This is a genomic window from Bacillus sp. FS02, from assembly GCF_024398395.1.
In the GTDB taxonomy this organism is placed as follows: domain Bacteria; phylum Bacillota; class Bacilli; order Bacillales; family Bacillaceae; genus Bacillus; species Bacillus altitudinis.
In genome coordinates, this window is sequence record NZ_CP074101.1 from 1,319,369 (window position 1) to 1,336,329 (window position 16,961).

The following is a 16,961-nucleotide window of genomic DNA, read 5'->3' on the forward strand; positions in this document are numbered from 1 at the left end:
ATGGAACCCCCTATCTTATAAATATGTCACAAATTCAGAGACCGGCTTGCGATAGCCTCTCGCTTGTCTGCTCTCTACTTTTTCTTTTCCGAGCGTGATCATTAATACAGGAACCAAATCTGATTCGATATTTAACACCTTTTTCATTGCTTCGGGGTCAAAGCCAATCATCGGACAAGTATCCCATCCCTTGTTTTTGGCGGCAAGCATAAATAGCATGGCAGATAATGAAGCATTTCGAATCGCCTCTTCTTTCTGAAAGTCTGATCCTCTCTGCACATAAAAACTCATCGTCTCTCTGACCATTTCCTCATATTGTTGCGCATTTAAGATGCCGAGCATTTTTAGGCCTTCATAAATGTTTCCTGCTTGCTCATAAGCTTTCGGATCGCCGAGTACAATGATCGCTGCTGAAGCGGAATGCACCTTATATTGTCCAAATGCAGCATCTCTTACTTGCTCTTTAAGCGCTTCTGATTGGACGACGACATATTGCGTATGCTGTAAATTAAAGGCTGAAGGTGCCAGCTTCACTTCTTCAAAGATACTATTAAGCTCTTCTCTCGAAATCGAGATATTTGGCAAAAAATTTGATGCTGATCGTCTTTCACGTACCAATGTATCAAAGCTGCGTGTCATCTTGTTTCCCCTTTTCGTGAAGTTGTTTTGCACCTAAACCGATTTTTTTCAACCATTCAATGAGCTGCTCTTTTTCCTCTGTTTCGATAAAGGACAGATTTTGTGAAATGACATCTGTATGTTTTGGGAAAATATCGTCAAATAGCTGCTTCCCTTTATCTGTCAGTAATACATGGAATACACGTTTATCAGAAGGTGCACATTGTCTTTTGACTAATTCTTGTTTTTCTAATTTGTTGACCACATAGGTGATGCTCCCACTTGGAATGGATAAAATCTCACTAATTTTTTGAACGGGATGTGGTCCCTTACTATACAGTAATTCAAGAATTTGAAAGTTTTCAAATCCGATATCATAACGTTCAATGTCTTTTTGGATATTTGCAAAAAGGGCATGATAGGCTTTCATCCACACTCGGAAAAGCCTTAAGTCTAATTCCTGTTCTTGCTGCACCATGGCAACTACTCCTTTTTCAATAAATCCTAAAACTAGGATAAATTTATCCTAACACTAGGATATTTTCTTGTCAACGTGTTTGTTTGATTAAAAAAAAGACCCCTGTGAATTAGTGGTCTTCTTTTAACACAAAATGCATTTCAGCAATTTGTTTGTATTGATTCACTTGTTGTAATGAAAATCTAGATTCCTGTTCAGTTGGAGGAAAAAGAGGGATTCCTTTTCCAATCATGACAGGTGCGATTTGGAGATACAGCTCATCGACTAATCTTTCTTTTAATAATGCTTGAAGCAGTTCCCCGCCCCCTAAAATCCAAATATGCTGGCCTTTTTCATTTTTTAAATTTTTGATAAAAGAGAGAACATCTTCACGAACGATGTGGGTCCCTGTATGACTGTCTTGTAAAGTGCGAGAAACGATATAACATGTCTTGTCTTCATAAGGAAACCCATCAGGTGAGAGCTTTAGAACCTGTTCATATGTGTTCCGTCCCATGATCAGCGTATCGACTGAAGCATAAAATTCCTCATATCTCGTATCCTCTTCGCCCTCTGTTCCTATGAGCCAATCTAAACGGTGATCATCCCTTGCTAAATATCCATCAATGCTCATTGCCCCATAAAATAGTAATTTCCTTTTCAATCTCACCACTCCCCGCCTCAAATAAGAACGTACATTCCCATTTTAACAGAAAGAATAGAAAAATGATATATGATCAATTCGTATCTTACGATTCCTGTTCTACCTTCATAAGAAGCTTGTACAAGATGTGCGCAAGCTGCCCCGCTTCGACTGTCATCCCTTCATGAATCCATTCCTCCAGTACACCAACAACACCAGACACAACAAATGAAGCCTCAATCTGTTCACGTTCCGTAATCTGACGCTGATCAAGTTGCCACTCTTTCATGATTTTTTCTTTAAAAAACGCTTTAAATTGATTCGTCGTTGGGCTATTCGGTTTGACAAATAACGTCATCATGAATTGTTTTTCTTTTAAATACTCAGTTGTTTTGTTTAAAAAGGACAGCATATCAAGCGGGTCCTGGCTTGGAAACGATTCATCGTATAGTCCGCCAAGCTGATGAAATAGTTCCTTCTCAAGCTGTTCATGCAAATCAAATACATCTTGGTAGTGCAAATAAAAGGTCCCTCTTCCTAAATCCGCTCTTCTAGATAGCTCTGATACTGTAATTTGTTGAACATCTTTTTCCTTTAAAAGCTCAAGAAAGCTTTCCCGTATCGCCTTTTTGGTTTTGATTGTTCGTCTGTCCTTCATCAAACACCCTCCATTTTTGAACAATCTGGCTATACCTGTCTATTTATGAACAAGAGATCATTCATTGCCGATGTTCGGTTTATTTTCCTCTTATTATAATGGACACATGTTCAATAATCTATATCTGTTCAAAAAAAGGAGGACCATCATATGTTTCAATTCAGACTTGCTAGAGAGGATGAACTGCCTCAAGTGGCAGCGTTGTTAGATGATTCATTTCAGAACTATTCATTTTTTGATTTATTATGCGAAAAGGTGACCAATCGTTCTGCTTTCGCCCGTCAGTTGCATTTGATCAATACAAAGGTATATTTTCAGCATCAAATCTGTTTGGTCGGGGTTGAGAACGAGAAAATTGTGTCTGCCGCCCTGTTAAAACATCCCCGTCTTCCTGAACCAGGACTCATGGATTATGTGTTATCTGGTGGGTTAAAGCTACTCTTTACTGGTGGCATATCGGCGATTCAGCATGTGTTCCGTATGTTAAAGGAGGCAAAAAAAGCGTGTTCTTCCTTAAAGAAACCTTACTGGTATTTAGAAGCTCTTGTCGTTGCAAAAGACCAACAAGGAAAAAAACTTGGAAGCCGTATGCTAAAGCAATGTCTTTTCCCCTTTATCGCCCGGCAAGGCGGCGGACTGTTCACACTGATTACACACAACGAGGCCAATCGTCATTTCTATCGAAAAAATGGGTGGACGGAGTTTGATGAGAGAGTACTGCACGGAGAAAACATGTCCCTAGAAAGCTGGAGTTATAAAACCGTGATCAAATAAGGTATCTTCTTCAAGGGATGATATAATAGAAGCAGTTCAAACAATGATCATACTTGGAGGAGAGACTGATGATACGACGACTTGATCATATCGTGTTGACTGTTCAACATATGGAGGAAACCATTCGCTTTTATACAAACGTATTAGGAATGAAGGAAGAAACTTTTGGAGAAGGCCGTAAAGCCCTTCGTTTTGGCTTACAAAAGATCAACCTTCATGAAGCGGGTCATGAATTTGAACCAAAAGCTGCTCATCCCCAGCCTGGATCTGCTGACTTGTGTTTTATCACCGATTTAGATATAGACAGTTTATTGCTTCATCTTCGAAAGCAGGTTGTTCCAATTGAAGAAGGTCCGGTCAGACGGTCTGGTGCATTAGGTCCGATTGAATCCATTTATATCCGTGATCCTGATATGAACTTAATTGAAATCTCCCGATATATAGAGGAGGCTGATCCATCATGACTCGATTATTTTTGAGACCGATTGAAGAGCAAGATTATCCTGGTATTCATAGAGGATGCCAGCATGCAGAAACACTTTATATGACTGGCACACGAAAAACGTTCACACTAGAAGAAATTCGTTCAGCCTATACCCGTTTTCTGCAGGATGACAGTAGACGAGACTTTGCTATTTGTCTGCTAGACACGAAAGAAATGATCGGGGATGCTGCGATTGTGGATATTGATCCGATGAATCATACGGCAAGTTTCCGCATTGCGCTGCATGGTCCAGAGCATTTCCACAAAGGGTATGGCACTGAGGCTGTTCGGATGGTTCAAACATTTGCCTTTGAGACGTTAGAACTCAATCGGCTTGAGCTTGAAGTTTTTCCCCATAACCCACGAGCCTTTCGAAGCTATGAGAAAGCCGGATTTCAATATGAAGGAAAAAGACGTCAAGCGCTCTATTTCAACGGTGCTTATTCGGATGTCATCATGATGGGCATCCTTCGTGAGGAATACGATAGATTCAAATCATAAAGATGTCCCAGCCTACGAAGGGTCATCTTTTTTAAACAAATGAACCCCTGTAACGATGATCAAACAAATGATAGAAGAGAGAACGATAGAGACGCTTGATATGCTGAGCGCCATCCCTTCCCATCTGCCAATGAAGAAACTGCCGATCAATAACAGCAATCCAAACAAAGTGATACATACCGGAACAATCAGCCCGGCATGGCGATGCCTGCGTCTTTTTCCTGCCCACCACGAGAGACAGAGCACAATGACAGTAAAAATAGCGGTTTGTAGCCAGAACATATCGCATCAACTCCTTTTCTTTTTTATCCTATGACAACGGAGGTTTTTACAATGAATATTAGACCAATTCAAAAGCAGGACAATCCTTTTATCGCGGCCATTATCCGCCAGTCATTAGAATCAGCGAATCTTGCGATTGAAGGTACAGCCTACACAGACCCACACCTTGATCAGCTTTTCGAATACTATCAATCATTGACTCATGCAGCCTATTGGATTGCCGAAGAACATGGTGAAATTGTTGGTGGCGTTGGCATTGCCCCTTTCACAGATGGCATTTGTGAGCTACAAAAGCTTTATTTAAGCCCAAAAGCACAAGGCAAAGGTGCGGGCAAGAAACTGATGGATACGGCCCTGCAATATGCTGCTACATACTACGATGCTTGTTATTTAGAAACCCGCAGTGAATTAACAGCTGCTACTGGCCTTTATCAACGGTATGACTTTTCTCTTCTTCCTGCACCGATTGAAGGCTCAGAGCATTCTGCCATGGATGCTTGGTATCTCAAAACCTTTTCAGCGTGAGGCATAAAATAAGCGATACGTCTTTGTCCACTGAAAACCTAGCTTCTCTGCCAATTTGGCCGAGGTTGCATGATGGACATCGCAATCCCAATGCGGTGTCTTCCCTTTTTCAACACAGATGCTGATCATTTGCTGAGCTGCTAACAAAGCCAACCCTTTTCCACGGCAGGCTTCATCTGTCCAAATATCGATCTCCACACGTTTTTCACTTGAAAAAATAGAGATACATTCACTGACCACGTCTTCACCGTTTAAGATGGCAACTCCGACGCCATTAGATAAAAAGTGATCTACTCCTCCCCAATATGCTTCATAATAGCTGGATGGGAATACTTTGCTTGCGGCAATGACTTGTTCATTCGTGCGTTTAATCATTTCGTCTTGATCAGGCACAATCAGATCAGGAGAGGTCAAATCATAAGAATACGCATGTCTTTGCATTTCATTCAGTTTTGAACCGAAGCATTTTTTCATCATCTCATCTGATGCAGGATTTGCTGAAAACAAAGTGAACCGTCTGTTCTCTCTTTTCTGCTTTTTATAAACATCCACAATGAACGTTGAACATAATGAGAGTGCTGCTTCTGTCTTGCCTGCGACATAATAAATGCCGGTTGTTGTCCCTGCAAAATAGACACACGGGTGATCTCGGTGATCCACATATAAATCTCCTTGTATCACCCCATCGAGTATCGCATCTACGAACACTGGATAGGCAGGATCAATCCGCCGAATTTCCTCTTTTACCGCTCCTGTCCTTTGTTGATCTACAAGATACAACATCATTCCTCCATTCACGAACGAGTATCTTTTCATTATAAAGGAAAGCCGTAGACTCGCAGTGAATCTTTGCAACAAAAAGAATTCTTCTGCATCAAAGCAACATTCCATCGCATTCGCTTTCATCTATTGCTATGCTCATTGTGAGAGGAGGTTTATGGATGAAATTTCGTTTGATCTGGAATCAAGAAAAGGATGTGACGGAAGTAGACGTCATCAGCCATCCACATAATCAAGAACGTTTACAAAAGATGGCAACAATGCTGGAGACTAGTACATCTCTAACGGTCAAAGATCCAAAAAATGATCGGCAGTCTCTTTTACCATTAGAACAAATTGAAGCGATCTCTGCGCTTGGACATCTGTCAAAGGTGATCACGACTCAAGGTACGACGTATTTTCTCAGTAAACGGCTGAAGGATCTGAAGTCGTTAGAGCGTGAACATTTCTATCGTATCAACAATGCAGTCATTCTCAATTTAGCGCAAGTCGACAGCTTTGTCGCTGGTACGTACGCTCGCTTAGAGGTCGAAACCATCTCGAAAAACAGCTACACCGTCAGTCGTCATTACGCCAAATATATAAAGGAGCGATTCAAATGATCAAGGAACTAAAACATCAATTTATGCAAACAGCTTTTGTCTCTATCGTATGGCTGACACTCATCCTGTCCATCACTCAATGGTCATCCTCTATCTCTTTTCATTACGTGTGGCACATCATTGCCATCGGGACTTTGGCAGGCATCGTCTTTGGGGTCATGTATCCTTTACTATGGAACTACTTTACCTTCCCAGCACCCATCAACATTCTCATCTCCACTGTCGTCAATTTAGGGTTTCAAGTAGGAGCGGTCGCTTTATATTCGACTACACTGCTCGAATGGATCATGCCTTATTTTATCGGTATAGCCTTTCTCACATTAGTAGGCCATATCATCGCCTTTCTATTTTACAAAAAGCAGCAAAATCAAAAAATGGCGCAGGCACTGAATCACCTGAAGCCGCAGCCTTAAAAAAAGAGACCTTATTTGAAAGGTCTCTTTTCTATTATTCTGCTGATGCCTCTTCTGTCGCCTTCCCCTTCCAAATAAGGGTTAAGCCTAATCCAAGAAATAAGACAACACCTGCAAACAGGAATGGGAAATGAATATTTTGATCGAATAAAATACCGCCAAGTGCCGGGCCAAAAATCGTACCAAGACTTGTGTAGGTAGAGTTCATCCCTGCGACAAATCCTTGCTGATTGCCAGCGATTTTTGATAAGAAGGTCGTGAGTGCAGGGCGCAATAAATCGAACGCAAGGAAAATCACACACGTCACGATCAGCACAACCATAAAGCCTGACACGACTGTAGAAACAAAAGCGAGAACTGCTCCAACAATCAAGCATAGTTGAATAACTCGTTTCTCCCCAAGCGCATTCACCATTTTACCAAACACGAGGACTTGGATGATGACGGCTACAATTGAACTGACGGTAATGATAATCGCAATATCCTTCGGACCAAATCCAAACTTGTGATTTGTAAACAAGCTAAAGACCGTTTCATATGCAGATAGTCCAAACGCCAGCACAAAGACAATGATGAAAGCAATGAGATAGCTTGGATGAATCGATTTTTTCAAGTCTTTAAAGAAGGTCGATTCTTTCACTTGATCCATTTGTTTCTCTCGCTCTTCTTTTGTTAATGGTTCCTTCAGCATAAACATAGATGAAATCACAGCAATAAATGCAATCCCTGCTGCAAAGAAAAACGGCAGGCGAACGCCATATTCTGCAATAAATCCGCCAATTCCTGGGCCGATGATAAATCCGGTACTAATAGCAGCGGATACATACCCCATTGCCTTTGATCTTTCTTGAACAGTCGTGATATCGGCGACATAAGCGGTGACAGCCGGCATGATAAATGCTGCACTAATACCGCCAAGAACCCTTGCAAAATACAGAACATATACGTGTGTTCCTAAGCCAAAAACGAGTTCTGATAACGCAAATAGAAAAAGGCCTGACACAATCATGATCTTTCTTCCGTATCGGTCTACCCATCTTCCCGCAATAGGTGATGCGATAAGCTGTGCAACGGCAAACGCCGCCACAAGATATCCCATCGTACTGCCCGTTAAATGCATGACATTCATAAAGAGCGGCATGACAGGTATAATCAGACCGATACCTAAAAACGCAATAAATATATTACTTAATAAAATAACAAGTACGGCTTTTTGCTCACGAATCGGTTTTTGCATGATGTTTGTTTCCCCTTTACTGACTCACTTGTTACTCATGATGGTTGATTCCGTGAATAAACAATGAGATCGCCTCTTTTTGTAATTCCTTTTTCTGCTGCATCGTGTCATTTTTATATAACACGTCTAATCCATAGAATACAGAAAGTAATATTTTCACTTTTGATTCAACATGCTGAATCGACCAGCTGCCATCTTCGTTTCCTTCAAGCAGGATGTCTCTCATCACATCATCAAAGTCTACATCAATCTTGTTCAGCCGCTCCATGACTTCATCTGATGTAAATGCACTGGCACAGAATTCTTCACTTGCTCTCATTAAAGGATAGTTAATCCCCATTTGACTAAGTAGCTCTGCAAACCCTGCGAGCTTATCAATGGCCCGGTGCAGCGTTTGTTTCTCTTCATGCCACGTCTCCATCATGAATCGATGATCCTCTTCCATAATATGAAGGAACAAAAACTCTTTTCCTTTAAAATGATGATAGAGGTTGCCTTTACTAATCTCAGCCGCCTCTAGAATATCTCGCACGGATGTTTCCGAATATCCTTTTTTCGCAAATAAATCACGTGAAGCGGTGACAATTTTCTGCTTCGTCTTTTCACTTTTTCCAGCCCCGCTCTGTGCACTTGTCATCTATGAACAATCCCTTCTACCTTGCTTTTCTTCACACGGACAAATAAAACCGACCAGTTGGTTTATTTTTTTATTATAAATGGAGATCGCCCATAATTCAATGAAAAAGTCCCGACTTCCAAAGGAGTAAATCTAAGTGAAAACAAACAAAACGATCATTTTTGCCATCACCAAACAGGAAGTATTCTTTGTCCATTGTTGATGAAAAGTGGAGATAGAGGTCATTTTCTCATCAAGTCTATTCTCTTTTTATTTAATTTTCCTTAACATTTAACTTAACTTAAATATTAAGATTGCATATAATATAGGAGAAAAGAGGTGATGTCATTGGATGAGGATATCATTCATTACAGCAAAAAAATCATTGAGTACTCAAACGCACTAGGTTCTATCTATGTAGAAGAGTATCAACGATTCTTAAAAAATGAGTATGCAGATTTAACAAGCAAACAAGAACTGACCCTTGAATTGCTGCGGTCGAAGACGAGAACAATCAATGAACTGGCTGATTATTTCTCCATTTCATCTAGTGCCGCTAGCCAGCTCATATCAAAGCTTGAACAGCTTGGATATGTGAAAAGAGAGATTAATCCACATAACCGTAGAGAAATCATTGTTGATTTTGCTCAAAAGGGCCATGACTATCATAAAGATATTGAAAAAATTCAGCTGCATCTTATTCAAAAATACTATGCCCAGCTTTCAAAAGAAGATCTAAAAACATTATTATCGCTTTACGAAAAAATCTATCAAATTGCGAAAGAAACGCCTTAACCCGGCGTTTCATGCATGAATATGTAAGTTAGATAAACGATGAAAGGGATGATCAAATGGACAGGATTCATTTGCAAGATGGACGTCATATTGGTTTGTCTCAATACGGTGATCTTGAAGGATTCCCAGTATTCTTTTTTCATGGGACACCTGGATCGAGAGTGATGTTTTTAGATGATGATCCAATCTCAAAAGAGCTTGGCATTCGTCTTATTTCTTTAGACAGACCTGGTTTTGGTTTATCTGATCCGCAACCGAACCGCACTATTTTAGACTGGGCAAAAGACGTACAGGAAGTGGCCGATCATCTTGACATCTCCCATTTTTCAGTGATTGGTGTCTCTGGAGGCGGGGCATTCGCTGCTGGTTGTGCCTATCAATTGCCAGACCGCATTCTTTCAGCTGCTCTCGTCTCAAGTACCACCCCATTTCAGGATGGTAAACCGCCTAAAAGTATGCTAAAGGAGAACAAGATTGCCTTTTTCCTCAGTAAAAGAATGCCTTGGCTCTTAAAGGCAAGTTATCGCGCTCAGAAAAAACTCATTGAAAAGAAACCAGAGAAATTCAAGAAACTAACGAAAAAAGGGAACAAACATTTACATCCATCGGATCGGCAATTTCTTCAAACCGATGAGCAACTGGAGCTGATGATGCGGCATTTATACGAAGCTACTCGTCAATCGGTTGATGAATGTATTCATGAGCCAGATTTGCTCTCACGGTCATGGGCATTCGATATGAAAGATATACAAATCCCTGTGGATGTCTGGCATGGAAAAGAGGATCAGATGGCCCCTTTTGCAGAGATAGAAAGCATTGCTCCGAACATTCCAAACGCCAAAACGCACTATATCGAGCAAGCAGGACATTTTCTGACTGATATAGATGATGTTTGGAGAGACATTTTACTCTCTTTAAAAAAACGGGCTGAACATCAGGTACACATATAAAAAAGACCCAATGATTCGTCGGGTCTTCTTCTTTTTAATACTGCTCGTAATAGGATTGAATTTTATCTGGATCTTTTGTTTTCGTCAGAGCCAGCATGAGTAAAATGCGTGCTTTTTGTGGATTTAATGAATCCGATGAGACAAAATGATGTTCATCATCCATTTTTTCATGTGTGACAATGCCATTTCCTGCACGGCTTGACCTCACGATCACCACGTCTTTCTTCACTGCATCTGTTGCCCCGTTGATCGCTTCTGTTGACATCGTTCCATTTCCTGCGGCGGCAACGACAATGCCTTTCGCTCCTGCTTTAACCGCAGCATCATACACATACTTTTGATCATTTTGATAGCCGTATAAGATATCCACTTGCGGCAGCTCTTTTAGCTTTGAAATATCGAATTCACTGTCAGCTGTATGTTTTCTTGTCGGTTCGTTATAAAAAGAGACAACTTCACCCGCCACTTCTCCAATGTACCCTTGCTCAAGAGATTTGAACGAATCGGTTGTGGTGGTATTTGTCTTCGTAATAAAACGAGCAGAGGCAATTCGGTCATTTAATGTCACCATTACACCTTTGCCTTTGGCTTCTTTTGTCGAAGCAATTTTCACTGCATGATACAAGTTAAGCGGGCCATCCGCACTAATGGCAGATGCTGGCCTCATGGAACCCACGACCACCACTGGCTTATCACTTTTTACAACCAAATGTAAAAAATAGGCCGTTTCTTCTAAAGTATCTGTACCATGTGTCACCACAATGCCATCCACTTGATCATCATTTAAAAGCTGATTGACTCGTTTCGCTAATTTTAAAAGAAGAGCGTTATCCACATTTTCACTGCCGACGTTCGCTACTTGCTCACCCGTGACATTTGCAATATCCTTCAGCTGTGGTACGGAAGCAATGACTTTATCGATTCCAAGTGCACCAGATTTATATCCAGTCGTATCTGTATTACTATCTGAACTACCGGCAATCGTTCCGCCTGTTGCCAGCACCTTAATATTGGATAAAGACTTGTTCCCTGTCTCAACAGCCGTGTTTTTTTCTTTTGTTTCACTGGTAGTGCTTTCTTGATTACTTTGATTATTCTCTTGAGTGCTATCGTTCGCACAAGCTGCGGTCACCAATAGTGAAACAGTAAGAAGGGCAGCACCAAACCATTTTGTTACGTTCATAAGATCATCTCTTTTCTTAAATGTGATGAATAATTATCTGTCTATAGGGTTTACTTTATACCATTCCTTCATTCATCAGCATGAGGTGAAAGTCACAGAACCAAATAAAGGAAAAAGGACACTATTATCAAAATTTATTTATATCTTAATACCTAAATTGACTTCAGAAATTGTTCTCGACCCATTTATGATAAAATATAGGAAATCTTACAAAAAAGGAGTACATACAGTGCGTTCCGTTCAACCATTTTACAAAATCCTACTCACACTATTCTTCAGTTCCATTTTACTCAGCTTGTTCGTATGTTTATATCCACCGATTCAGGGCGAGCCTGCGTTTATGATGTTTTACACTCCCATCTTTTTTGTTTATTATTTCATTTTTGCGGTACCTTTACAGTTGTTGTTTTCTTTACAGCCCAAGGCTTTTCATCCTCTTTATTTAGCGGCTTACTTACTGATAGCAATGATTGTCATGCTTTTTGTTATGGATGGAATTGAGAGCTCAACATCCCTCCCGATCATAATTGTCAGCAGTCTCATCTACTGGACCTGCGATTCTTTCATTCATCAAAGAATGCATAAAAAAAACACCTAATGTGTAGGTGTTTTTATCTATTCTAGTATGTGTTGACAGTGCTCCACATTATCCAAGACATCTTTCAGCTCGGTGACCTGCTGATCACTAAGAGAATCTATCCTCAGTGATTGGAACTTTTTATTTCATGCTTGTGCCAGCGTGTGAAAAAATGGGGTCCTTCAATTCAAAATCAAATGTCTTCCCATCAACGATACCAACTGTTTTTGAACTGTCGTAAAGTTCAAGCAAGCACGCTGCCATTTCTTTTGATGTGTGATATTTCTTGATAGTGCCTTCATATTCGAATTGATCGACATCTAATGAACGCTTTGCAAATTCCGACTCTGTCGCAGCAGGCGCTAATACTTTTGCCTGTAATTTGGCTCCTTTTTCTTTCAATTCTAGGGCCAGCCCTTCTGTAAAGGCGCTCACATAAAATTTCGTAGCTGAATAAGTGACAGCATTTCCGACGACGGTATAACCCGCTCTTGAAGAGATATTGATTAGCTGCGTCCCCTCTTTTTGCTCATAATCACGGACATACAGAGTGGATAAAATTGTTAACGCTTCAATATTGAGATGAAGCATGTCCCCGATTTTTTTCACATCCTGCTCTCCTATTGAACCAAAATGGCCAAACCCAGCATTATTAATGAACGTATCCAGCTCATCACCAGCTAATGACTCATAGAAAGAATACACTTGCTCTCTGTCTGTTAAATCAACAGACTGGACTTTCGCTTGAATATCGGGATATGTTTCTAGAATCTTTTCTTTCAGTTCTTGGAGTTTATCAAGCCGGCGTGCAGCTAAGATCAGATTTTTTCCTCTTGCTGCAAAGGCCAAAGCCGTTTCATATCCAATACCTGAACTTGCCCCTGTAATGACTGTATAGCCCATTGTATATCCCCCAATTCGTATCTTCTAGCTGTTTAAAGTATAGCGAGAGCATGTGACTCTAGTCAATTTTGAAGAGATTCAAAGAGTCATGAACAACTGAACGTTCAGCTTTTAGTTTCTTTTGAATCATGTTGGAGGATAGCCTGCTGAGCTTTTTTTGTTAATTTGTGAAAAACCAGTTGATAGGAATGTTCAATTAGCTCTTCGACAAATGAAGATGGAATATCTGCATCAAGATAAATAGAATTCCAATGCGTCTTATTCATGTAATAGCCGGGAATAATTCCTTCATGCATTTCTCTTAATTCTTCAGCGCGTTGCGGATCACATTTTAAAGTGATGACTGGTTTGCGATCGACGTCTCCCCCCATCATGGCAAACATCTTTCCACCTATATGATAACGATCTGCCTGCCACTCAGGTTGATAGTCGTGGGTTGCTCCTTGTAAAGAAAGACAAAATGCCTGTAGTGTCTCTTTTTTCATTCTATTAGCTCCTTTTTAGATGTCTTCTATCTTTCTATTATATCGACAGCTGCGATTGTTGTATCTACACTTCTTTTCAAGACGTCAGCAAGAACACAAAAAAAGCACAGAAAAAAAGTCTGTGCTTTTTACTGATATCCGAATATTTCTTATTCAAACGCCTTCTTAAGCTGATCGCTCATCAGATGCCAAGCCTCTTCAGCTATCTCTAAATCTCCGGCATGAGTGAACGCATGTGGGACTCCTTTAAATTGTTTGTATGTGACATCTACCCCTGCTTCTTTTAACTTGTCCGCATAATGCTCAGCTTCTTCAGCTAGTGAATCCTTCTCAGCTGTGATAACAAGAGCTGGAGGCATTTGTGCTAACACTTCTCTCTCTGCAAAGACCGGAGAAACGAGCGGATTGTGCGGATCTTGACCTTGCAGGTAGAAGGCATTAAACAGTCTCGCCATTTCAACTGGAATTGCTTCTTCAAACGCTGGCTTTTGTGCTGGATCAGTAGCTAAATCAAGCGGCGGATAGTCAAGCACTTGATAGACAATCGGAAGTTTGTTCCCTTTTTGGATATCAAGCAAACAAACCGCTGTTGCCAAATTCCCACCTGCACTATGTCCACCAATGGCTAATCGATTTGGGTCTATTTGTAGTTCATCAGGATGTTCATATAACCATTTCATCACATCGTAGCATTCATGAAGAGCGGCCGGAAAAGGGTGTTCCGGTGCCAGCTGATATTCCACATTGACAACGATACACTCCGCACGATCTGCTATGACCGGACACCAATGATTATCCATTTCAGCACTTCCAAGGATAAAACCGCCCCCATGCAAATTCACAAAAACAGGTAGGGGTTGTTTCAATGTTTTCACAGGTTTAAATACCCACACCTTTGTTTCACCAGCACCTGTTGGGATATCATATTCCATTTTGTTCACTTCAGGAGGGTGGACTGGCTTTAGTTCTGATTGACCAGCTAATGAATCTTCAGCTGGTTGACGTAATGACTCAGCCATTTTGATTTGTTCGTCTAAGTTCATGATCTCAGCTCCTATCTTATTCTTTTATCTCTATCCATTCGTTACGAATTTCGTCTTTTCCTTCAATGTCGTCAGAGAGTCGTTGCTTTTTATCTATCTCCCCATTTTCAGCTCCTTTGAAACAAACATTCACCCCTATGAATAAATAAAAAAAGCACTGCGGCGCCAAGTCCTCAGTGCTTTTCATATATTATGATACTTGTTGTTCGACTTTCACTCGTTTAATAAAGAAAGCAATCACCAAGCCAATCACTGTCATAATGACAGCAAAGATAAAGGCATGCTGGACGCCATTTGTAAAGGCGAGCAGCTGATTCATCGGATTTGCGGGATCAGACACATTCTCCATAAAGCTGCGGGCTCCTGATGAAAGGATCGAGATACCGATCGCAGTACCAATGGCTCCTGCCACCTGCTGCAATGTATTCATAATCGCTGTACCATGCGGATATAGCTCTGGCGGCAGCTGATTCAATCCATTTGTTTGAGCAGGCATCATGATCATCGCAATTCCAACCATTAACGTAATATGAAGCGTCACGATATAACCGATTGACGTATTCATACTTAAGTTCGTGAAGCCAAACATGGTCGCTGCAACGATGACAAGACCTGGGATGACAAGCCATTTCGGCCCAAATTTATCAAAAAGCCCACCCATGATTGGCGATAGCAGTCCATTGATAATTCCACCTGGTAATAGCATTAAACCTGCTGTAAATGTAGACAGTGCCAAGGACGTTTGCAGATATAATGGCAAAATCATCATAGCAGACAGCATCACCATCATACACACTAAGATCAGAAGTAACCCGATCACAAACATTGGATATTTAAATGGGCTTAAATTCAACATCGGTTCTTTCATGTTTAACTGTCTTAGGGAGAACACAAGAATGCCAATGACACCTACAACAATCGCCACAATCACATGCATACTGCTCCAGCCGCCGCCTTCACCGGCACTGCTAAAGCCATACACAATTCCACCGAAACCGATGGTTGATAGCACAATCGATAAAATGTCGATTTTCGGTCTTGTGGGTTCCGTAATATTTTGCATAAAAATATACCCAAATACGAGTGCAGCAACCAATAACGGAAGCGAAATCCAAAAAATCCAATGCCATGTTAACGATTTAAGAATGAGACCAGAGACCGTTGGACCAACTGCTGGGGCAAACATAATGACAAGACCAATAATCCCCATTGATCTACCTCTTTTATGAGGCGGAATGATGACCAAAATCGTATTAAACATCAATGGAAGGAGCAAGGCTGTTCCTACTGCCTGCACCACACGTGCCACCATTAAAATACTGAAGACTGGTGCAACTGCGGCAATAAATGTACCGATGATCGAAAAGACCAGTGAGGTGATGAAAAGCTGTCTTGTTGTAAACCATTGAAGAATGAGGCCAGAAATCGGAACGAGAATCCCCAGTGTTAATAAATAGCCGGTGGTCAGCCACTGAGCAGTCGTTGCTTCAATACCAAAGTCTAATGTTAAACTTCTCAGCGCCATGTTTAATGCCGTTTCACTGAACAGTCCAATAAATCCAGCTGTGATAAATGAAATAATAATGGGCAGCGTTCGAATGTCGGAAGCTGCTGTTTGCTGTTTGTTCATATTAAGTTGGCTCCTTTTCTTTTTCAATTTTGATGAACCATAAGTAGTTAGGCTGGACAGAAATGAGCCACTTCAATGTCTAGGAAAAGACAGACAAAACCTGTCTTTCTGCAGCGAATTGTGCAATTTTTTCGATTGAGTAGCCGGATTCATGAATATAAAACATGAGTTCAGGCGTCATTGGAGAGGACATACATAATGTCGTCAACTCAATGTCTTGTATGTTCGCTTCTCCTTTTTCTTTCGCTTCCTCAAGCAAATCACGAATGATTTGTTTGAGTGATTGACTGTAATGGCAATCATATACTTTACTTGTCTGCTCTAAATTTCCAGAGATCGTCAGCATCCGAATCCAGTCTAAGTGATGACCAACGATGAGATGGATCTCCTCGAGAACATATTGCAAACGATCTTGAACCGGCTGATCACTTATTTTATTTAAGTAAAGATGCAAAGCAGGGATCAGTTGTTCAAATTTTTCTCCAAGGATCGAAAGGCATAAATCACTTTTATTGGCATATCGGCGGTAAAGAGTACCCTGTCCAACACCAGCTGTTTTAGCAATTTTATGCATACTGACATTCTCTACACCAAACTCTTGAAACAAAGAAAAAGCGACCTCTTCAATTTCCTTTCCAATATCCTTTTCCATGATGCTTCACCTTCATCCACCTTGCATATATCTCTATGTGTAAATCAAATTTCTTTCATTTTCATTAGGACAATTGTACCGGTATTATCTTACGGACAACTGTCCGCTTTGTCAATCATTATTTTTTACCTATCAATTTTCTTTTCATTCTAT

General features: G+C 40.7%; 23 protein-coding genes. 9 read left to right on the top strand and 14 right to left on the bottom strand.

What is annotated here, in order from left to right:
- Window positions 1-15: 15 nt before the first annotated feature.
- The 4 genes from KFQ09_RS06760 to KFQ09_RS06775 all read right to left on the bottom strand — a co-directional run bounded on the left by KFQ09_RS06760 (window position 16) and on the right by KFQ09_RS06775 (window position 2,376).
- Complete coding sequence (locus tag KFQ09_RS06760; RefSeq protein ID WP_008346699.1) at window positions 16-639, bottom strand: nitroreductase family protein; 624 nt, start codon at window positions 637-639, stop codon at window positions 16-18.
- The gene (locus KFQ09_RS06765) at window positions 623-1,096 is read right to left on the bottom strand and encodes a MarR family winged helix-turn-helix transcriptional regulator (protein ID WP_017358433.1); all 474 of its coding nucleotides are present in this window, start codon (window positions 1,094-1,096) and stop codon (window positions 623-625) included. The genes KFQ09_RS06760 and KFQ09_RS06765 overlap by 17 nt, the downstream gene beginning before the upstream one ends.
- A gap of 109 nt (window positions 1,097-1,205) precedes the next feature.
- Window positions 1,206-1,709, bottom strand: a complete 504-nt coding sequence (locus KFQ09_RS06770; protein ID WP_051626197.1) for a dihydrofolate reductase family protein — start codon at window positions 1,707-1,709, stop codon at window positions 1,206-1,208.
- A 115-nt stretch (window positions 1,710-1,824) separates the two neighbouring features.
- Window positions 1,825-2,376, bottom strand: a complete 552-nt coding sequence (locus KFQ09_RS06775) for a TetR/AcrR family transcriptional regulator (RefSeq protein WP_008346703.1) — start codon at window positions 2,374-2,376, stop codon at window positions 1,825-1,827.
- Between the two features lie 150 nt (window positions 2,377-2,526).
- Here KFQ09_RS06775 and KFQ09_RS06780 point away from each other — a divergent pair, with 150 nt between their 5' ends.
- The 3 genes from KFQ09_RS06780 (at window position 2,527) to KFQ09_RS06790 (ending at window position 4,135) form a co-directional block, all read left to right on the top strand.
- Window positions 2,527-3,150: a GNAT family N-acetyltransferase gene (locus tag KFQ09_RS06780; protein WP_048001231.1), complete on the top strand. Its 624-nt coding sequence runs from the start codon at window positions 2,527-2,529 to the stop codon at window positions 3,148-3,150.
- Between the two features lie 68 nt (window positions 3,151-3,218).
- Window positions 3,219-3,614 carry a VOC family protein gene (locus tag KFQ09_RS06785; protein WP_008346708.1) on the top strand — a complete coding sequence of 132 codons (396 nt, stop codon included), beginning with the start codon at window positions 3,219-3,221 and terminating at the stop codon, window positions 3,612-3,614.
- On the top strand, window positions 3,611-4,135 hold the full coding sequence (locus tag KFQ09_RS06790; protein WP_255836139.1) for a GNAT family N-acetyltransferase: 525 nt from the start codon (window positions 3,611-3,613) through the stop codon (window positions 4,133-4,135). Before KFQ09_RS06785 ends, KFQ09_RS06790 begins: the two co-directional genes overlap by 4 nt.
- A 12-nt stretch (window positions 4,136-4,147) precedes the next feature.
- Here KFQ09_RS06790 and KFQ09_RS06795 read toward each other — a convergent pair whose 3' ends face one another.
- On the bottom strand, window positions 4,148-4,417 hold the full coding sequence (locus KFQ09_RS06795) for a YesK-like family protein (RefSeq protein WP_035390333.1): 270 nt from the start codon (window positions 4,415-4,417) through the stop codon (window positions 4,148-4,150).
- Window positions 4,418-4,468: 51 nt separating this feature from the next.
- Between KFQ09_RS06795 and KFQ09_RS06800 the strand changes: the two genes are divergently transcribed.
- Entirely contained in the window at window positions 4,469-4,942 is a 474-nt protein-coding gene (locus tag KFQ09_RS06800) for a GNAT family N-acetyltransferase (protein ID WP_008346715.1), read from the top strand.
- Here KFQ09_RS06800 and KFQ09_RS06805 read toward each other — a convergent pair.
- On the bottom strand, window positions 4,934-5,722 hold the full coding sequence (locus tag KFQ09_RS06805) for a GNAT family N-acetyltransferase (protein WP_046342768.1): 789 nt from the start codon (window positions 5,720-5,722) through the stop codon (window positions 4,934-4,936). The two genes, KFQ09_RS06800 and KFQ09_RS06805, sit on opposite strands and share 9 nt — an antisense overlap.
- 161 nt (window positions 5,723-5,883) lie before the next feature.
- Here KFQ09_RS06805 and KFQ09_RS06810 point away from each other — a divergent pair, with 161 nt between their 5' ends.
- Together KFQ09_RS06810 and KFQ09_RS06815 are read left to right on the top strand one after the other, a co-directional pair.
- The gene (locus KFQ09_RS06810) at window positions 5,884-6,324 is read left to right on the top strand and encodes a LytTR family DNA-binding domain-containing protein (RefSeq protein ID WP_008346719.1); all 441 of its coding nucleotides are present in this window, start codon (window positions 5,884-5,886) and stop codon (window positions 6,322-6,324) included.
- Window positions 6,321-6,737 carry a hypothetical protein gene (locus tag KFQ09_RS06815; protein ID WP_048001232.1) on the top strand — a complete coding sequence of 139 codons (417 nt, stop codon included), beginning with the start codon at window positions 6,321-6,323 and terminating at the stop codon, window positions 6,735-6,737. Before KFQ09_RS06810 ends, KFQ09_RS06815 begins: the two co-directional genes overlap by 4 nt.
- Before the next feature lie 34 nt (window positions 6,738-6,771).
- On the opposite strand, the gene KFQ09_RS06820 is transcribed toward KFQ09_RS06815, so the two are convergent.
- Window positions 6,772-7,974 carry an MFS transporter gene (locus tag KFQ09_RS06820; protein ID WP_050826998.1) on the bottom strand — a complete coding sequence of 401 codons (1,203 nt, stop codon included), beginning with the start codon at window positions 7,972-7,974 and terminating at the stop codon, window positions 6,772-6,774.
- Window positions 7,975-8,005: 31 nt separating this feature from the next.
- The gene (locus KFQ09_RS06825) at window positions 8,006-8,611 is read right to left on the bottom strand and encodes a TetR/AcrR family transcriptional regulator (RefSeq protein ID WP_017358446.1); all 606 of its coding nucleotides are present in this window, start codon (window positions 8,609-8,611) and stop codon (window positions 8,006-8,008) included.
- A gap of 321 nt (window positions 8,612-8,932) precedes the next feature.
- On the opposite strand from KFQ09_RS06825, the gene KFQ09_RS06830 reads away from it, so the two are divergent.
- Both KFQ09_RS06830 and KFQ09_RS06835 read left to right on the top strand, forming a co-directional pair.
- Window positions 8,933-9,385 (top strand): MarR family winged helix-turn-helix transcriptional regulator, encoded by a 453-nt coding sequence (locus KFQ09_RS06830; protein WP_007496431.1) that lies wholly within the window; start codon window positions 8,933-8,935, stop codon window positions 9,383-9,385.
- A gap of 56 nt (window positions 9,386-9,441) precedes the next feature.
- Window positions 9,442-10,335, top strand: a complete 894-nt coding sequence (locus tag KFQ09_RS06835; RefSeq protein WP_017366679.1) for an alpha/beta fold hydrolase — start codon at window positions 9,442-9,444, stop codon at window positions 10,333-10,335.
- A gap of 34 nt (window positions 10,336-10,369) precedes the next feature.
- Here the strand turns inward: KFQ09_RS06835 and KFQ09_RS06840 are convergent, their stop codons facing one another.
- Complete coding sequence (locus tag KFQ09_RS06840; RefSeq protein WP_048001236.1) at window positions 10,370-11,518, bottom strand: type II asparaginase; 1,149 nt, start codon at window positions 11,516-11,518, stop codon at window positions 10,370-10,372.
- 187 nt (window positions 11,519-11,705) lie between these two features.
- Between KFQ09_RS06840 and KFQ09_RS06845 the strand changes: the two genes are divergently transcribed.
- Window positions 11,706-12,116, top strand: a complete 411-nt coding sequence (locus KFQ09_RS06845) for a UPF0715 family protein (protein ID WP_225310507.1) — start codon at window positions 11,706-11,708, stop codon at window positions 12,114-12,116.
- A gap of 120 nt (window positions 12,117-12,236) precedes the next feature.
- Here the strand turns inward: KFQ09_RS06845 and KFQ09_RS06850 are convergent, their stop codons facing one another.
- From KFQ09_RS06850 to KFQ09_RS06870, 5 genes are all read right to left on the bottom strand, one after another.
- Complete coding sequence (locus KFQ09_RS06850) at window positions 12,237-12,998, bottom strand: SDR family NAD(P)-dependent oxidoreductase (RefSeq protein ID WP_050826997.1); 762 nt, start codon at window positions 12,996-12,998, stop codon at window positions 12,237-12,239.
- A gap of 104 nt (window positions 12,999-13,102) precedes the next feature.
- Window positions 13,103-13,483, bottom strand: a complete 381-nt coding sequence (locus KFQ09_RS06855; RefSeq protein WP_025206805.1) for an MmcQ/YjbR family DNA-binding protein — start codon at window positions 13,481-13,483, stop codon at window positions 13,103-13,105.
- 149 nt (window positions 13,484-13,632) lie between these two features.
- A complete protein-coding gene (locus tag KFQ09_RS06860; RefSeq protein WP_019743361.1) occupies window positions 13,633-14,526 on the bottom strand; it encodes an alpha/beta hydrolase in 894 nt (297 codons plus the stop codon).
- A 190-nt stretch (window positions 14,527-14,716) separates the two neighbouring features.
- Window positions 14,717-16,156 (bottom strand): DHA2 family efflux MFS transporter permease subunit, encoded by a 1,440-nt coding sequence (locus tag KFQ09_RS06865; RefSeq protein WP_060832105.1) that lies wholly within the window; start codon window positions 16,154-16,156, stop codon window positions 14,717-14,719.
- Window positions 16,157-16,235: 79 nt separating this feature from the next.
- Window positions 16,236-16,808, bottom strand: coding sequence for a TetR/AcrR family transcriptional regulator (locus KFQ09_RS06870; RefSeq protein WP_255836140.1), 573 nt, complete (start codon window positions 16,806-16,808; stop codon window positions 16,236-16,238).
- Window positions 16,809-16,961: the final 153 nt, after the last annotated feature.

Bases quoted from the DNA above. Each gene is read 5' to 3' on its own strand.
- KFQ09_RS06760 (WP_008346699.1), bottom strand. From the start codon at position 639: ATGACACGCAGCTTTGATACATTGGTACGTGAAAGACGATCAGCATCA.
- KFQ09_RS06765 (WP_017358433.1), bottom strand. From the start codon at position 1,096: ATGGTGCAGCAAGAACAGGAATTAGACTTAAGGCTTTTCCGAGTGTGG.
- KFQ09_RS06770 (WP_051626197.1), bottom strand. From the start codon at position 1,709: ATGAGCATTGATGGATATTTAGCAAGGGATGATCACCGTTTAGATTGG.
- KFQ09_RS06775 (WP_008346703.1), bottom strand. From the start codon at position 2,376: ATGAAGGACAGACGAACAATCAAAACCAAAAAGGCGATACGGGAAAGC.
- KFQ09_RS06780 (WP_048001231.1), top strand. From the start codon at position 2,527: ATGTTTCAATTCAGACTTGCTAGAGAGGATGAACTGCCTCAAGTGGCA.
- KFQ09_RS06785 (WP_008346708.1), top strand. From the start codon at position 3,219: ATGATACGACGACTTGATCATATCGTGTTGACTGTTCAACATATGGAG.
- KFQ09_RS06790 (WP_255836139.1), top strand. From the start codon at position 3,611: ATGACTCGATTATTTTTGAGACCGATTGAAGAGCAAGATTATCCTGGT.
- KFQ09_RS06795 (WP_035390333.1), bottom strand. From the start codon at position 4,417: ATGTTCTGGCTACAAACCGCTATTTTTACTGTCATTGTGCTCTGTCTC.
- KFQ09_RS06800 (WP_008346715.1), top strand. From the start codon at position 4,469: ATGAATATTAGACCAATTCAAAAGCAGGACAATCCTTTTATCGCGGCC.
- KFQ09_RS06810 (WP_008346719.1), top strand. From the start codon at position 5,884: ATGAAATTTCGTTTGATCTGGAATCAAGAAAAGGATGTGACGGAAGTA.
- KFQ09_RS06815 (WP_048001232.1), top strand. From the start codon at position 6,321: ATGATCAAGGAACTAAAACATCAATTTATGCAAACAGCTTTTGTCTCT.
- KFQ09_RS06820 (WP_050826998.1), bottom strand. From the start codon at position 7,974: ATGCAAAAACCGATTCGTGAGCAAAAAGCCGTACTTGTTATTTTATTA.
- KFQ09_RS06825 (WP_017358446.1), bottom strand. From the start codon at position 8,611: ATGACAAGTGCACAGAGCGGGGCTGGAAAAAGTGAAAAGACGAAGCAG.
- KFQ09_RS06830 (WP_007496431.1), top strand. From the start codon at position 8,933: ATGTCATTGGATGAGGATATCATTCATTACAGCAAAAAAATCATTGAG.
- KFQ09_RS06835 (WP_017366679.1), top strand. From the start codon at position 9,442: ATGGACAGGATTCATTTGCAAGATGGACGTCATATTGGTTTGTCTCAA.
- KFQ09_RS06840 (WP_048001236.1), bottom strand. From the start codon at position 11,518: ATGAACGTAACAAAATGGTTTGGTGCTGCCCTTCTTACTGTTTCACTA.
- KFQ09_RS06845 (WP_225310507.1), top strand. From the start codon at position 11,706: ATGATAAAATATAGGAAATCTTACAAAAAAGGAGTACATACAGTGCGT.
- KFQ09_RS06850 (WP_050826997.1), bottom strand. From the start codon at position 12,998: ATGGGCTATACAGTCATTACAGGGGCAAGTTCAGGTATTGGATATGAA.
- KFQ09_RS06855 (WP_025206805.1), bottom strand. From the start codon at position 13,483: ATGAAAAAAGAGACACTACAGGCATTTTGTCTTTCTTTACAAGGAGCA.
- KFQ09_RS06860 (WP_019743361.1), bottom strand. From the start codon at position 14,526: ATGAACTTAGACGAACAAATCAAAATGGCTGAGTCATTACGTCAACCA.
- KFQ09_RS06865 (WP_060832105.1), bottom strand. From the start codon at position 16,156: ATGAACAAACAGCAAACAGCAGCTTCCGACATTCGAACGCTGCCCATT.
- KFQ09_RS06870 (WP_255836140.1), bottom strand. From the start codon at position 16,808: ATGGAAAAGGATATTGGAAAGGAAATTGAAGAGGTCGCTTTTTCTTTG.